Source organism: Saccharothrix sp. NBAS 001 (assembly GCF_056640475.1).
In genome coordinates this window covers 6604298-6618882 of sequence record NZ_CM153251.1, presented here as the reverse complement: position 1 = coordinate 6618882, position 14585 = coordinate 6604298, and the positions used below count along the sequence as shown (strand labels likewise).

Annotated in this window: 16 protein-coding genes; 14 read left to right on the top strand and 2 right to left on the bottom strand. The window is 72.2% G+C overall.

Features of this window, described 5'->3' with window-relative positions; genetic code table 11:
• Window positions 1-5: 5 nt before the first annotated feature.
• The 7 genes from prmC (at window position 6) to AC0HI0_RS28425 (ending at window position 6568) form a co-directional block, all read left to right on the top strand.
• Window positions 6-869 (top strand): peptide chain release factor N(5)-glutamine methyltransferase, encoded by an 864-nt coding sequence (gene prmC / locus AC0HI0_RS28455; RefSeq protein WP_480926570.1) that lies wholly within the window; start codon window positions 6-8, stop codon window positions 867-869.
• Window positions 866-1282, top strand: a complete 417-nt coding sequence (locus AC0HI0_RS28450) for a hypothetical protein (protein ID WP_480926569.1) — start codon at window positions 866-868, stop codon at window positions 1280-1282. Before prmC ends, AC0HI0_RS28450 begins: the two co-directional genes overlap by 4 nt.
• A 127-nt stretch (window positions 1283-1409) precedes the next feature.
• Window positions 1410-2483 carry a heme/hemin ABC transporter substrate-binding protein gene (locus tag AC0HI0_RS28445; protein ID WP_480926568.1) on the top strand — a complete coding sequence of 358 codons (1074 nt, stop codon included), beginning with the start codon at window positions 1410-1412 and terminating at the stop codon, window positions 2481-2483.
• A 149-nt stretch (window positions 2484-2632) separates the two neighbouring features.
• Window positions 2633-3706, top strand: coding sequence for a FecCD family ABC transporter permease (locus AC0HI0_RS28440; RefSeq protein WP_480926567.1), 1074 nt, complete (start codon window positions 2633-2635; stop codon window positions 3704-3706).
• Window positions 3697-4482 (top strand): heme ABC transporter ATP-binding protein, encoded by a 786-nt coding sequence (locus AC0HI0_RS28435; protein WP_480926566.1) that lies wholly within the window; start codon window positions 3697-3699, stop codon window positions 4480-4482. Before AC0HI0_RS28440 ends, AC0HI0_RS28435 begins: the two co-directional genes overlap by 10 nt.
• Entirely contained in the window at window positions 4482-5582 is a 1101-nt protein-coding gene (locus AC0HI0_RS28430; protein ID WP_480926565.1) for a hypothetical protein, read from the top strand. Before AC0HI0_RS28435 ends, AC0HI0_RS28430 begins: the two co-directional genes overlap by 1 nt.
• Window positions 5579-6568 carry an HtaA domain-containing protein gene (locus tag AC0HI0_RS28425; RefSeq protein ID WP_480926564.1) on the top strand — a complete coding sequence of 330 codons (990 nt, stop codon included), beginning with the start codon at window positions 5579-5581 and terminating at the stop codon, window positions 6566-6568. Before AC0HI0_RS28430 ends, AC0HI0_RS28425 begins: the two co-directional genes overlap by 4 nt.
• 206 nt (window positions 6569-6774) lie before the next feature.
• Here AC0HI0_RS28425 and AC0HI0_RS28420 read toward each other — a convergent pair whose 3' ends face one another.
• Window positions 6775-7761, bottom strand: a complete 987-nt coding sequence (locus AC0HI0_RS28420; protein ID WP_480926563.1) for a WxL protein peptidoglycan domain-containing protein — start codon at window positions 7759-7761, stop codon at window positions 6775-6777.
• Between the two features lie 60 nt (window positions 7762-7821).
• Window positions 7822-9141 carry a hypothetical protein gene (locus AC0HI0_RS28415; RefSeq protein WP_480926562.1) on the bottom strand — a complete coding sequence of 440 codons (1320 nt, stop codon included), beginning with the start codon at window positions 9139-9141 and terminating at the stop codon, window positions 7822-7824.
• Window positions 9142-9271: 130 nt separating this feature from the next.
• Between AC0HI0_RS28415 and AC0HI0_RS28410 the strand changes: the two genes are divergently transcribed.
• The 7 genes from AC0HI0_RS28410 to AC0HI0_RS28380 all read left to right on the top strand — a co-directional run bounded on the left by AC0HI0_RS28410 (window position 9272) and on the right by AC0HI0_RS28380 (window position 14527).
• Window positions 9272-9922, top strand: a complete 651-nt coding sequence (locus tag AC0HI0_RS28410) for an L-threonylcarbamoyladenylate synthase (RefSeq protein WP_015104701.1) — start codon at window positions 9272-9274, stop codon at window positions 9920-9922.
• Window positions 9923-9992: 70 nt separating this feature from the next.
• Window positions 9993-11159 (top strand): glycosyltransferase family 4 protein, encoded by a 1167-nt coding sequence (locus AC0HI0_RS28405; RefSeq protein WP_480926561.1) that lies wholly within the window; start codon window positions 9993-9995, stop codon window positions 11157-11159.
• Window positions 11160-11428: 269 nt separating this feature from the next.
• Entirely contained in the window at window positions 11429-11866 is a 438-nt protein-coding gene (locus tag AC0HI0_RS28400) for a Cg1360 family ATP-synthase-associated protein (RefSeq protein ID WP_480926560.1), read from the top strand.
• 152 nt (window positions 11867-12018) lie between these two features.
• Window positions 12019-12798 (top strand): F0F1 ATP synthase subunit A, encoded by a 780-nt coding sequence (atpB, locus tag AC0HI0_RS28395; RefSeq protein WP_480926559.1) that lies wholly within the window; start codon window positions 12019-12021, stop codon window positions 12796-12798.
• A gap of 58 nt (window positions 12799-12856) precedes the next feature.
• On the top strand, window positions 12857-13111 hold the full coding sequence (locus AC0HI0_RS28390; RefSeq protein WP_015104697.1) for an ATP synthase subunit c family protein: 255 nt from the start codon (window positions 12857-12859) through the stop codon (window positions 13109-13111).
• A gap of 29 nt (window positions 13112-13140) precedes the next feature.
• The gene (locus AC0HI0_RS28385; RefSeq protein WP_480926558.1) at window positions 13141-13689 is read left to right on the top strand and encodes a F0F1 ATP synthase subunit B; all 549 of its coding nucleotides are present in this window, start codon (window positions 13141-13143) and stop codon (window positions 13687-13689) included.
• A 10-nt stretch (window positions 13690-13699) separates the two neighbouring features.
• Entirely contained in the window at window positions 13700-14527 is an 828-nt protein-coding gene (locus tag AC0HI0_RS28380) for a F0F1 ATP synthase subunit delta (RefSeq protein WP_480926557.1), read from the top strand.
• Window positions 14528-14585 lie beyond the last annotated feature (58 nt).

Genomic DNA, 14585 nt, shown 5'->3' with positions numbered 1-14585 from the left:
TGCCCATGACCCGACACCCGCTGCGGCTGGCCGTGCTCGAAGCCGAACGCTTGTTGGCCGCAGCGGGCGTCGACAGCCCGCGCGCGGACGCGGAACTCCTCGCCGCGCACGTGCTGGGCGTGGAACGCTCACGCCTGCCCCTGATCCCGCTGGTCGACCCGCCCGTGGTCGACGCGCTGCACCGGCTGGTGCGCGAGCGCGTCACGCGCATCCCGTTGCAGCACATCACCGGGTGGGCGCACCTGGGCGGGCTGGACCTCGACGTCGGCCCCGGCGTGTTCATCCCGCGCCCGGAGACCGAACTCCTGCTCGAATGGGCGCTGGCCGCCGTGTCCGGTGTGGACGAACCGCTCGTCGTGGACCTGTGCACGGGTTCGGGGGCGCTCGCGCTCGCCGTCGCGCACCGCCTGCCGCGCGCGACCGTGCACGCCGTGGAGCGCGACCCGGTGGCCCTCGCCTGGGCCCGCCGCAACTCCGACCTCCGCGTCGAGGCCGGCGACACGCCGATCCGCCTGCACTCCGGTGACGTCACCGCGCCCGGCGTGCTGTCCGATTTGGAGGGTGGGGTCGACCTGGTGGTGTGCAACCCGCCTTACGTGCCCGAGGGCACCGAGGTGCAGCCCGAGGTGGCCGACCACGACCCGCACGACGCCGTGTTCTCCGGCGCGGACGGCCTGGACGTGATCCGGCACGTCGTCGCGCTGTCCGCCCGCCTGCTCAAGCCCGGCGGCCACGTGGCGATCGAGCACGACGACACGCACGGCGAGTCCGTGCCCGCCCTGCTGTCCGCGCGCCGCGTGCTGACCGACGTCCAGGACCACCGCGACCTGGCCGGCCGCGCCCGCTTCGCGACCGCACGCCGCACGTGATCACGCGCGCCGACGTCCTCGCCCGCGCGTCCGCCGCCGACGACGTCCTCCCACTCCTCACGGTCGACGAGTTCTTCACGGACAACCCCGCCGAGGACTCGCTCGCGCCCAACCAGTGGGGCTACGGGCGTCCGCCGCTCGCCGAGGTCGAACGGCGGCTCCGCGCGCTCGCCGCCCGGCCCGACGTGCACTGGGTGCGGGTGCAACTGCACGACGAGACCTTCGACCTCGACGTGATCGCCGCCGAGGCCGTCGCGATCTGCACGACCCTCGACCCCGCCGCCGTCGAGGGACTCCTCGACACGAACTCCCTCCAAGCGGATGGCGTGATGGACGGCTACGCCATGGGCGACCCCGCCGACGAACCGCCGGTCCCGCCGGGCAGCCGGGTCCTCTCCCTCGTCTGGGACTGACTCCCCGCCGGCCCGCCTCGACCGCACTGCCCGCCCCTCCGCCGCGACTGTGATCTGGGAATCCGACCTTGCCCTGATCGGGCAGGCATAGGTTAGCCTCACCTAAGTCGAGGGTGGGGAGGTTGCGATGCGTCGCTGGTGGCCGGTGCTGCTGGTCGTGCTGCTGACCGGGTGCGTGGCGGTGCCGCCGCCCGGCGCTTCGCAGTCGACGGCGGGCGACCGCGTGCCGCTGAGCGAGCTGACCCCGCTCGCCGACCCCAGGACGCACACCGGCCCGTCGACCGCGCTCGTCGAGCAGGCCGACATCGACCCGGTCGAGCGGGGCGTCACGCCGAAGCTGCCGGTCACCGTCACCGACAACCAGGGCACGCGGGTCACCGTCACCGACACGTCCCGGATCCTCGCGCTGGACATGTCCGGCACGCTCGCCGCGACCGTGTTCGGGCTGGGCCTGGGCGACCGGGTGGTCGGCCGGGACACCTCGACCGGCTTCCCCGCCGCGCGCGGCCTGCCGCTGGTCACCGTGAACGGGCACCAGCTCAACGCGGAGGGCATCGTCGGGCTGCGGCCCACCGTCGTGCTCACCGACACCACGCTCGGGCCGTGGGACGTGATCCTCCAGTTGCGCGACATGGGCGTCCCGGTCGTCGTGGTCACCCACAAGCGCGGCATGGACACCAACGCGACGATCGTCCGCGCGGTCGCCGAGGCGCTCGGCGTGCCGGAGACCGGCGAGAAGCTGGTGACCAGGATGGCCGCCGAGGTCGAGCGCACCACGGCCGCCATCGCCCGGCTGGCCCCGACCGACCCGGACCGCAGGCTGCGCGTGGTGTTCCTCTACCTGCGCGGCACGGCCGGCGTGTACTACCTGTTCGGCAGGGGTTCCGGCGCGGACTCGCTGATCACCGCCCTCGGCGCGGTGGACGTGGCCACCGAGGTCGGGCTGGAGGGGATGCGCCCGATCAACCCCGAGGCGCTGGCCCGCGCCAAACCGGACGTGATCCTGCTGATGACCAAGGGGCTGGCGTCCGTCGGCGGCGTCGAGGGCGCGCTGACCGTGCCCGGCATCGCGCAGACCCCGGCCGGCCAGAACCGCCGGTTCGTGGACATGAGCGACTACCAGATCCTCGGCTTCGGCCCGCTGACCTCCGCCGTGCTCGACGGCCTCGCCCGCGCGCTCTACGCGCCGGACGCCCCGTGAAGGGCCCCGCGAGACCTCCCGGCGTCTCCACGCGACCCCCGGCCGAACCAGCCGGCGAACCGCCTGCTGAACCGTCCGCTGAACCACCCGGCGAACCGCCTGCGGGGCTGCCCGCTGAACCGTCCGTGAAAACGCCTGTCGGAGTGTCCGTGAAGCCACGCGCCGAACTGCCCGCGAGACCTCGCGCCAAGCGCACGCGGGTCGTGGTGCTGTTCGCCGTTCTCGCCGTGGCGTTCGTCGTGGTGGCGCTGGTGTCCGCCGGCGCGGGCCAGTACGGCGTGCCGATCAGCGAGGTCGTCGGCTCGATCGCGCACCGCCTCGGGCTCGACCTGGGCGTGCCGCCCGCCGACCGGTACGCCGAGGGCGCGCTGTGGGCGATCAGGTTCCCGCGCGTGGTGATGACCGTGCTGGTCGGCGGCGTGCTAGGGGTGTGCGGCGCGCTCATGCAGGGCTCGTTCGGCAACCCGCTGGCCGAACCCGGTGTGGTCGGCGTCTCGGCGGGCGCGGCGGTGGGGGCGTGCTCGTCCATCGTGTTCGGGTGGACGTTCCTGGGCGCGTTCACCACGCCCGGCGTGGCCTTCGCGACCGGCCTGGTGACCACGTTCTCCGTCTACGCCCTGGCCCGCGCGAACGGCCGGTCCGGCGTGGTGTCGATGATCCTCACCGGGGTCGCCGTCAACGCGGTCGCGGGCGCGGCCATCGCGCTGCTGATGTTCCTGGGCGACCAGGCCGCGCGCGAGCAGATCGTGTTCTGGCAGTTGGGTTCGCTGGCCGGCAGCCGCTGGCCCTACGTGTGGCTGGTGCTGCCCCTGGCGGGCACGACGGTCGTCGCGGCGGTGCTGCTGTCGCGGCGGCTGGACCTGCTGGCGCTGGGCGACCGGCAGGCCCGCCACCTCGGCGTGGACGTCGAGCGGCTGCGGCTGGGCGTGGTGTGCCTGGTCGCGGTCGGGGTGTCGGCCGCCGTGTCCTACACCGGGATCATCGGGTTCGTCGGGCTGGTGGTGCCGCACCTGGTGCGGATGCTGGTCGGCCCCGCGCACCGGGTGCTGATCCCCGCCTCCGCGCTGGGCGGTGCGGTCCTGCTCTCGCTCGCCGACCTGGTCGCGCGGACCCTCGTGCCGCAGGCCGACCTGCCGATCGGCATGGTCACCGCGCTGGTCGGCGGGCCGTTCTTCTTCTGGCTGCTGCGCCGGACCCGGACCCGGGAGGGCGGATGGGCCTGAACCTCGTGGAGGCGGCCGGGGTCGTCGTGGCGATCCGCGGCCGGCGGCTGGTCGACGACGTGTCGCTGGAGTTGCGCGCGGGGGAGGTGCTGGCGCTGGTCGGTCCCAACGGCGCCGGCAAGTCGACGCTGCTCGCCGCGCTGGCCGGCGACCGGGCCGTCGCGGGTGGCGTGGTGCGGGTGGACGGGCAGCCGATCGGTGCCGTCCGCGCGCTCGCCCTGGCCCGCGCGCGGGCCGTGCTGCCGCAGCGCAACCCGGTCGCTTTTCCCTTCACCGTCCGGGAGATCGTCACGATGGGCCGCGCGCCGTGGATCGGCACGCCCGCCGAGGACGAGGACGACGAGGCCATCGCGGAGGCGCTGGGGCGCGCCGAGGTGGCCGCGCTGGCCGACCGGCCGTACTCGGAGCTGTCCGGCGGCGAGCAGGCGCGGACCGCGCTGGCCCGCGTCCTGGCGCAGCGCACCCCCGTGCTGATGCTGGACGAGCCCACGGCCGCGCTGGACGTGCGGCACCAGGAACAGGTCATGACCCTGGCCCGGGAACGCGCCGCCGCCGGCGTCGCCGTCCTGGTCGTGCTGCACGACCTGGGCCTGGCCGCCGCGCACGCCGACCGGGTCGCGGTGCTCGCCGACGGGCGGCTGGTCGACATCGGGCCGCCCGACGAGGTGTGCACGGCCGAGCTGCTGACCCGCGTGTACCGGCACGAGGTCGAGGTGTTCCCCCATCCCCGCACCGGGCGGCCGGTCGTGCTGCCGGTCCGACAAGGAGGTCTGTGATGTCCACTGTGGCCGGACGTGGGACCGGAGGCGCGTTCGAACGCGCGCCGGGACGTGTGGTCGGACGGGTGGCGGGGAGCGCGGCCGGGCTGGCGCTGGTGGCCTTGGCGGCGCTGCCCGTGCCCGCCTCGGCGGCGGCCCGGGTCGAGCTGTCCGTCGCGACCGCCGACCCCGAGTACGCCACGGCCGTCGACCTGCGCGGCACCGGGTTCCAGTCGGTGCCCAACGCGCACGGCGGGATCTACGTGCTGTTCGGCTGGGTGGAGGGGACCTGGCAGCCCAGCAAGGGCGGGCAGGTCGGCGCGAACTACCGGTACGTCCAGGACAGCGAAGCCAAGGACAACAACGGTTTCCAGCGGTTCGTGGCGTTCCCCGGCAGCGACACGGCGAGCAGCGCCAACGGCGGCACCATCGCCGCCGACGGCACGTGGAGCGCCCGGCTCGTCATCCCGGGTGCCAAGTTCACCGCGGCCGACCGCTCCGGCAACACCACCCAGGTCGACTGCGCCACCGTGCGGTGCGGGGTGATCACGATCGGCGCGCACGGGGTCGTGAACCCGAACAACGAGACCTTCACCCCCGTCCGCTTCGCCGTGCCGCAAGGACAAACCCCGCCGCAAACCCAGCCGCAACCGCCGACGCAGGCCCCGCCGCCCGCGCGGACCGCGGTGGACGCTCCGGCGAAACCCGTCGCCGCGCCCGCCGTGCTGAGCGCGGCGCGGACCGCGCTGCCGGCGGGGGAGGCCGTGGCGGTGACCGGGTCCGGGTTCGCGGCCGGTGAGCAGGTCCAGGTGGCGTTGGGCCCGGTGTTCCTGCCGCCGGTGACCGCCGACCAGGCCGGGGCGATCACCTACACCGCGACGATCCCGTCCTCGGTGTCCGCCGGGGTGCACCGGTTGGCGTTCACCGGGGCGACCTCCGGTGCCGGCGGTGGCGTGGAGCTGACCGTGGACCCGCCGGTGGCGACGGCCGAGGTGGCGGCGGCGAGCGCCGAGCCCGGACCGGGCGGCGTGAACTGGACCCTGGTGGGCGGGATCGCGGCCGGTCTCGTCCTGGTGATCGCGGCCGTGGTGCTGCTGAAGCGGAGGAAGACGGCATGAGACTCGCGGGCGCGGTAGCGGCGGGGGCGTTGCTGGTGGCGGTAGCCCCCACGGCGTGGGCCCAGACCACCACCACTACCACCACGACGACCACCACGACGACGACCACGACCACATCACAAGCGACCACAACACAAGCAAAAGCCGCTCAAACGACGACGCAGGCGACGACCACGACCACGACGCCGGTCACCACCACGAACGCCCCGACGTGCGAACTCACCTCGCAGACGGCACGCAAGGGCGATCTGTTGTGGGGCTTCAAGAAGAGCTTCCGCCAGTACGTGGGCGTGACGGCCGGCAACGCCATCACCGCGTCGGACGGCGCGGTGGTCACCGCCGTGGACGAGGTGGTCCGGGACGGCGTGCCGAACCCGGCGGGCATCCCGACCGGGGCCTACCGGTTCTCGTTCGACCAGGCCGACTACCGCGGCCCGACCGACTTCACCGTGCGGTACAAGGGGAAGGTCGCCTTCGCCTACCCGTCGCACTTCTTCACGCTGATCCTCGGCGACCCGAGGGTGACCCGCAACGGCGACGCGGCGACCCTGCGCGCGGACATCGAGCTGAAGGCCCAGCCGGGCGCGCCGACCGAGTCCAAGAACCTGCCCGACGTCGACCTGGCGACGCTCCAGCCGTCCGCCGGCACCACGACCCCGGCACCCGGCAGCCTCGCCTGGTCGGCCGTGCCCGCCACGCTGACCAGCGCCGACGCCTTCGCCGGCTTCTACCAGGCCGGTGCCGAACTCGACCGGCTCGCGCTGAGCGTGGCGGCGGACTGCGCGAACCTGCCCGAACCCCCGCCGACCGCGACCGCCGGCACCCCGCCGCCGGTCGCGCAGGCGAACACCATGGTGCCCCAGCTGAAGTACCGGCCCCTGGCGAACACCGGAGCCGACGTGGAACACGTGCTGTGGCTCGGGATCTCGGTGCTGCTGGCCGGCACGGCCGTGCTCCTCGCGGCCTACCGCCCCCGCCGCGCCTGAAACCCCCGGTGACCGGCACCCCGGCCGCGCTTGCCGGTGACCACTCCCGGCAGGTGCGGCACCCCCTTCCTCGGCACTCCATTCCCCGGCACCCCGCTCCCGGGCACCCCGTTCCGCACGACGAACCCTGCGCTGAAACGGGATCCGCCCGACCACGCAGTGGGTGGTCGGGCGGAACGTGTTGCCGTGGAAAGGAAATCCGGGAACTAGTCGGTGCTCTTGAGCGCCTCCGCGACCGCCGCCGAGATGCGCCGCTCCTCGGCGGCCTTCCGCGCCTTCGCCCGAGCGCGCAACGCCAACCCCAGGCACAGCAGCAGGAGCAGCCCGATCACCGCCGCCCACGGCACCGCCAGGTCCCACTCCGCCGCGACCACCGGCTCCAACCCGCCCCCACCGGGCACGGAACCGGTCACCTCGACGGTCGCCACGACCCGCCCGGCGGGCCAGGTCTGCACGGAGACCTCGCGCTGGGCGCTCTCGCCGGGCAGCAGCTCCGGCAGCTCGGCCACCTCGGCGTCCCGCCCGAACCAGCCGAACAGCCCCTCCACCCGAACGCGCTGCGCGGCGGTCAACCGGGTGTTGCCGACGTTCGCCACGGTGTAGGTCACCTTCGCGACCCCGCCCGCGAAGGGGTTCACCGACCCGTCGAAGCCCACCTTCAGGTCCCGGACCTCCAGGCGCGGCACCAGGTCGCCGCTGACCCGGACGTGCATCCGCGCGCCCAGCCGCCGGTCGACGGTGATCCCGACCCCGCTGTCCGCGACGGCCAGCGACGTCACGACACCACCGCTGTGGTCGCCGGGCGTCGCCGAGGCCGGGACCGACAGCGTGAACGGCACGGTGAGCGTCTGCCCGGCGGGCACGGTCACCTCGTCGGCGGCGAACTTCGCCCACGTACCCACGTGGCCGGACGGCTTCCCGGCGGGCAGCAGGTCGAGCTGACCGGACGACGTGGTGAACGCGTCCGCCGCGTACACCCGGAACGTCAGCGACCGGGTCTCGTGGTTGGTCACCAGCAGCTCGTCGGAGATCACCGCGCCCGGCACGGCGGTGTACCCGAAGTTCGCGCGGCCCGCGCCGAGGGCGTTGTCGGCGGGCCGCACCCCCCAAGTGATTGCGTCCTGCGCGAACGCCGGCAGGGGTGCCGCCAGCGCCCCCACCACCAGGCACAGCACGGCCAGAACACGATGCATGGTCGTCTCCGACATGGGAAGGGGGCGCCGCCCGGAGGACGGCGCCCCGAGGGGGTCGGGTCAGCTCAACGCCGTCAGGGTGAGGGTCGCGGAGTACGTGCCCGCACCGACGCTCGCCGGCACCTTCAGCTCCAGGTCCGCGCCCAGCTTCGCCGAGCCGGACGCGTGGCCGAGCGCGGCGCTGCCGAGCGTGGCCGGCGTGGACAGACCGGGCCCCTGGTCGAACCCGGACGCCACGGCCGCACCGGCGACCGCGCCGCCGGTGTTCTCGGTCACCGCGGGCGTCCAGCCCAGGTTCTTGCCCGCGAACGAGGTGGCACCCGCGGTGAAGTCGCTCACCTGCGCGGAGACCGACCAGGCGGGCGCGCCCAGCCGGGTGTCGGTGACCCGCACCGGGTTGATCGTGCCGGTGGCCCGGTAGTGGTCACCGGCCTTGGTGGCGGTGCCCAGGTCGACCAGCTTGTTGCCGCCGTCGATGGTCCACACGAACTCGCCGGGCTCCTGCGGGGTCTCCGGCACGGTCACCTTGACGTCCTGCGAGGTGCCCGACGGCGCGGTGGTCACGGTGTAGCCGACGTCGAACGGCAGCGGCGCCTTGTAGTCCTGGTTGCCGCCGCACCCGGTGGAGTAGAAGTGCGGGCGCACCGACGCCGGGACGGACTTGACGAACTCGGCGGGCCAGGATCCCCACCAGCCGGTCGCGCCGCCGTCGGTGCCGCAGGCGCGGGTCTGCGCGCCGCCGTCCGCGAAGTCGACCTCGACGCCCTGGTAGTCCGGGGTGACCCGGAAGCCGTTGGCGGAGAGCCCGGACACCGAGCCCGCGTCGAAGGTGAGCAGGGTGAGCCGGCCGAAGTCCTGCGGCTGGGTCGGGTTGCCGCCCATGTCGACGCCCGCGCCGAGCTTGAACTCGACGGACAGCGCGCCCGAGCCGTCGGCGTTCACGGTGAGCTTGGGGTCTTTGTAGATCTCGTTGGGCGCGTTGAACTGGGGCGGGTAGGCGTTGACGGTGTAGCTGCCGGTCCACGACAGGCTGCCCGCGCCGGTGCCCGGGTGCACGGTGCCGGTGCCGGCGGTGAACTTGACCGCGTTCGGGGTCTTCTGCGGCGAGGACACCGGCATGGACGTGCCCGGCTTGGGCGCGACCGCGTACTCCGCCTGCGAGCCGCCGGAGACCGAGCCGACGAGCTGGGTGACGTTGCCGGTGAGGTCCTTGTAGCTCCACGGGCCGAAGATGCCGACCTGCGCGTAGCCGTTGAGACCCCACACGAAACTGGCGTCGGTGATCGTCTGCTCGCTCGCCTGCGCCTGGGCGGGCAGGGCGCAGAGAGCGGCGGCGACACCCACCGCGAGGCAAGCGCCGAGAGCCCTGGGTCTTGTCATTCCCGAACCTCCTGAAATTAGGTGAGGCTAACCTTAGTTTCACAGTTGTTCGCGGGACAAGGAGTCGGGGCCGGGGGATCGGCTGTGACCTCCACCGCTTCCGCGCGGCGGGCTGTGCCAGGATCACTGCGTGAGCACGCTCTACGACTGCGCCGTTCCCGCCGACCGGACCTCCGGTCTCGCCGCCGCCGCCGGCGCGGTGCGGTCCGGGCGCCTGGTGGTCCTGCCCACCGACACCGTCTACGGGATCGGCTGCGACGCGTTCGACGCGAAGGCCGTCCGCTACCTGCTCGAAGCCAAGGGCCGAGGCCCGGACATGCCGGTGCCCGTGCTGGTCGGCTCGTGGACCACGATCGACGGCCTGGTGCTGTCGGTGCCCCGGCAGGCCCGCGCGCTGATCGAGGCGTTCTGGCCCGGCGGCCTGTCGCTGGTCCTCCAGCACGCCCCGTCGCTGGCCTGGGACCTCGGGCACACCCGGGGCACGGTGATGCTGCGGATGCCGCTGCACCCGGTCGCCCTGGAGCTGCTGCGCGACGTCGGCCCGATGGCCGTCTCCAGCGCCAACAAGTCCGGCTTCCCGCCCGCCGGAACCGCGCAGGAGGCGTGGGACCAGCTCGGCGAGGACGTCGGCGTCTACCTCGACGGCGGGCCGTGCACGGACAACGTGGCGTCCACCATCGTCGACCTGACCGGGCCCGACCCGCTGGTGCTGCGCGAGGGCGCGGTGCCGCTGGCCGACGTGCGCGAGGTGCTCGGCATCGAAGTCGAGGTCGCCGGCTAGTGGATCTTCCCGATCGGAGTAGCGTGGCACCCGCAGTGTCCGAAACCCCATCCCCGAGGGGCTAGCACCAGTGGGCCCGTTGCCCGACACCTCTTCCGTCCTCCCGGTCCGGGAGTACCTGCTCGTCGCGCTGACCGCCGCCGTGGTCACGTTCCTGTTGGTCGGCCTGGTCCGGGCCCTCGCGTTCCGGATCGGCGCCGTCGCCTACCCGCGACAGCGGGACGTGCACGTCAAACCCATGCCGCGAATGGGCGGACTGGCCATGTACGGCGGCGTCCTGGGCGGCATGATGCTCGCCCACCAGCTGCCCGTGCTGCGCGCCGCCTTCGACTTCTCCTACGACCCGTGGGCCGTCATCGCGGGTGGTGGCGTCATCGTCCTGGTCGGCGTCCTGGACGACCGGTTCGAACTCGACTCGCTGACGAAACTCGCCGGCCAGGTCACCTCGGCGGGCATCCTCGTCCTGTTCGGACTCCAGTGGCTGGTGTTCTGGGTGCCTTGGGGCGACGGCGAAGGCCAGGGCTCGCTGCTGGTGCTCGACCAGAACCAGGGCGCGCTGCTCACCGTGCTGCTGGCCGTGACGATGGTCAACGCGATGAACTTCGTCGACGGTCTGGACGGCCTGGCCGCCGGCATCGGCCTGATCGCCGCCGTGGCCACCTGCGCGTTCTGCATCGGCGTGCTGGCCAAGAACGGCGGCGACGTCGGCTCCTACCCGCCCGCGCTGATCGCCGCGACGCTGGCCGGCGCGTGCCTGGGCTTCCTGCCGCACAACTTCAACCCCGCCCGGATCTTCATGGGCGACTCCGGGTCGATGCTGATCGGCCTGATGCTCGCCGCCGCCGTCACCTCCGCGTCCGGCAAGCTGAACTACGGCTCGTTCCAGTCCATCGAGACCCTCGACCTGCTCGGCCTGCTGTCCCCGCTGCTGGTCGTCGCGGCGGTGCTGTTCGTGCCGATGCTCGACCTGCTGATGGCGGTCGTCCGGCGCACCCGGCGCGGCGAGAGCCCGTTCTCCGCCGACAAGATGCACCTGCACCACCGGCTGCTGGAGATCGGCCACTCGCAGCGCCGCGCCGTCCTGCTGATCTACCTCTGGGCGGCGGTGCTGGCGTTCGGCACGGTGTCGCTGACGCTGTTCGACGCGACCGTCGTGATGTGGTGCCTGGCCGCCGGGCTGCTGCTCGCGCTGCTGGTCTCGGCCGTGCCGCGACTGCGCGAGCTGCGCCGCACCTGACCGCCGACCGGACCACCGGGTCGGCGCGCGAAGTGACGCCGACCGGTGGCCGCCGAGGGCCGCCGTCCGTCCGCCGGGGCACCGCCGGACGCCGGAACCCGGGCCGGGCCGGCCGCGACGGGGTAGTCACGCTCGGTGATCTGAACGGCGGTGATCGCGCCGCCGGGTGGCGGCTCCGGCCAGGGTGTAGTAACGCTTTCCGCACCCCGAGCGAAAGGTCTCACCCGCGCCCCACTTACACTCGGTTGCGACCAGTGGGAAGGGGTGACATGAGCCAGGAGTGGACTCACGAGAAAGTCGTCCAGCGGCTCGCGGGCGAGATGTTCCGCGGCCTCATCTGGGCGGCCCTCGCCACCGTCGCCATCGGCGCGGTGGTCTGGACTGTGCTGGCCGGGGTCCCCGGCCTGGTCGCGGCGCTCATCGGCGGCGCGCTCGCCATCGCGTGCTCGTTGATCACGCTCTGGCTGATGCACCGCACCGCCGCGCTGCCCGTGCAGTTCATCATGATCGCCGCGTTCGGCGGCTTCCTGGGCAAGCTCATCCTGCTGGTCGTGGTGATGGTGCTGCTCCAGAAGTTCCCGGTGCTGCACGTGAACGCGCTCGCGCTGACCATGGCCGCGACCATCGTCGTGGCGACCTTCATGGAGGTCCGCGCTTCCAAGCGCAGTCGCAGTCAGGTGATCATCCCCACCCCGGGCAACACCTGATCTACCGGCTGGTACGGTGCGCGAAGACGGGACGCCCCAGCTAGGTAGGGGTGCCTCTCGCGGGCGCGTGCGGTACGTAAGGTACGTTTGTCCCGATCGTGACGATTCCCCCGGCGGAGTGAACGCCGGCCGGGAGAACCGGAAGGAACACAGTGACCTCGTTGGTGCTGGCCTCGGGTGGCGAGTTCGTCGCGCCCGGTGTGAAGGACTTCTTCCCCCCGGCGATCTTCGGGTCGGTCGACAAGCCGATGGTCCTGCTGGTGCTGTCGATCATCATCATCGGGACGTTCTTCATCGTCGCGACCCGCAACCTGAAGCTCGTGCCCGGCAAGTTCCAGTTCGCCGCCGAGTCGGTCTACGACCTCGGTCGCAACTCCATCGCCCGTGAGCAGATCGGCGGCAAGGACTTCAAGCCGTTCGTCCCGCTGATCCTCACGGTCTTCACCTTCGTCCTGGTGAACAACCTGTTCGGGCTCATCCCGTTCATCCAGTTCCCGACGATGGCGCACATCGGCTTCCCGCTGGCCGTCTCGGTTCTGGTCATCTACCCGGTTTACCACTACGTCGGTTTCAAGCGCCACGGTTTCGTCGGTTACCTGAAGCACGCGACCATGCCGCCCGGTGCGCCGTGGTTCGTGCTCATCCTGCTGATCCCGATCGAGTTCTTCCAGAAGTTCCTGCTGAACCCGCTGACGCTCGCCATCCGAGTCTTCGCGGCGATGTTCGCGGGTCACCTGCTGCTGCTGGTGTTCACCCTGGCCGGTGAGTTCCTGCTGCTGAACGGCGGAGCCACGGTGGTGGTCGCTCCGATCGCCTTCCTCTTCGCCATCGCGCTGACGTTCCTCGAAGCGCTGATCATGGTCCTCCAGGCCTACATCTTCGCCCTGCTGTCCGCCAACTACATCGGCGCGGCGCTGGCGGAAGAGCACTAGAAAAACAAGCCTCCGATCCGCGAGCGTTCGCGGACCGAAGTGAAAGGGAACAGCACAAGTGAGCGCTATCGTTCTTGCTCAGGATGCCGTCAAGACCGTCAACAACGCGGGTCTCGCCGCGATCGGCTACGGCCTCGCGGCCATCGGCCCCGGCATCGGCGTCGGTCTGATCTTCTCCTCGGTCATCAACGGCACCGCCCGCCAGCCCGAGGCCCGCGGCGTGCTGCTGAGCCTCGCCTGGACGACCTTCGCGATCGTCGAGGTCCTCGCGCTGCTCGGCTTCGTCGTGTACTTCCTCGCGAGCAACGCCTGATCGTCCGTCCCGCGCATTAGGAGTCCGTGATGAAGACCCTCATCCTGGCGGCGGAGGGCGAGGCCATCAACCCCGTCCTGCCTCACCCGTCCGAGATCATCATCGGCCTGATCGCGTTCCTGCTGCTCCTCTTCGTCATCAAGAAGTTCGTTGCACCGCGCTTCGAGACGTTGTACGCGGAACGTGCCGCCAAGATCGAGGGCGGGATCGAGAAGGCCGAGCAGGCGCAGGCGGAAGCCCAGCAGAAGCTCGAAGAGTACAAGGCACAGCTCGCCGACGCGCGGGCCGAAGCCGCTCGCATCCGTGACGACGCCCGCATCGAGGGCGAGCAGATCATCAGCGAGCTGCGTGCCAAGGCGCAGGAGGAGTCCGCGCGGATCGTCGCGCAGGGCCAGACCCAGCTGGAGACCCAGCGCGCGCAGATCGTCGCGGAACTGCGCGGCGAGCTGGGCAAGCTCGCGATCGACCTGGCCGACCGGGTCGTCGGTGAGTCGCTGGAGGACGAGGTGCGCCGTCGGGGCACCGTCGACCGGTTCCTCTCCGAGCTGGACAACACGTCGGCTCCGGCCGCCAAGTGAGGGAACGCCGATGACGCTGCACGCCGCCAGTCGCGACGCGCTGGCCGCCGCCGAACTGCGGCTGCTGGAGATTGTCGACGGCGCCGAGGACAGCGCCGCCCTGGGCAAGCTGGGTGCGGAGCTGTTCGCGGTCGTCGGCCTGCTCTCCAAGCAGCGCTCGCTGCGCCAGGCACTGGCCGAGTCGTCGACCGAGGCCGCGAGCCGCGAGCAGCTCCTGCGGAGCCTGTTCGACGGCAAGGTCTCCGGCGACGCGCTCCAGGTCCTGGCCACGGTCGTCACCGCGCGCTGGTCCAGCCCGCGTGAGCTGGTCGACGGCGTCGAGTCACTGGCCCGCACCACGCTGCTGGTGCGGGCCGAGCGGGACGGCAAGCTCGACACCGTCGAGGACGAGCTGTTCCGACTCGGGCGGATCATCGCCGGCAACTACGAGCTGGAGCTGGCGCTGACCGACCCGGCGGCCGACGCCGACGGCAAGGTCTCGCTGATCGACGGCCTCGTCGCGGGCAAGGTGGACGAGACGACCAAGGTCCTGGTCGACCAGCTGGTCCGGGAACCCCGCGGTCAGGGCGTCGTCGGCGGCCTGTCCGACCTGGCGTCGCTCGCGGCCAAGCGCCGGGAGCGCTCGGTGGCCTACATCCGCTCCGCGGTGGAGCTGGACGCGGCGCAGCTGGACCGTCTCGAAGCCACGCTGACCCGGATCTACTCCAGGCCGGTCGCGCTGCACGTGGAGGTGGACCCCACGCTGCGCGGCGGTCTGCTGATCAAGATCGGCGACGAGGTCATCGACGGAAGCGTTGCCGGTCGGCTGGCGGCACTGCGCCGCGACCTCGCCGGCTGACCAACCGGAACCGCGGCCCACAAGCCCCTTTCCTCATAAACGAAGTGAGAGCAGGAAC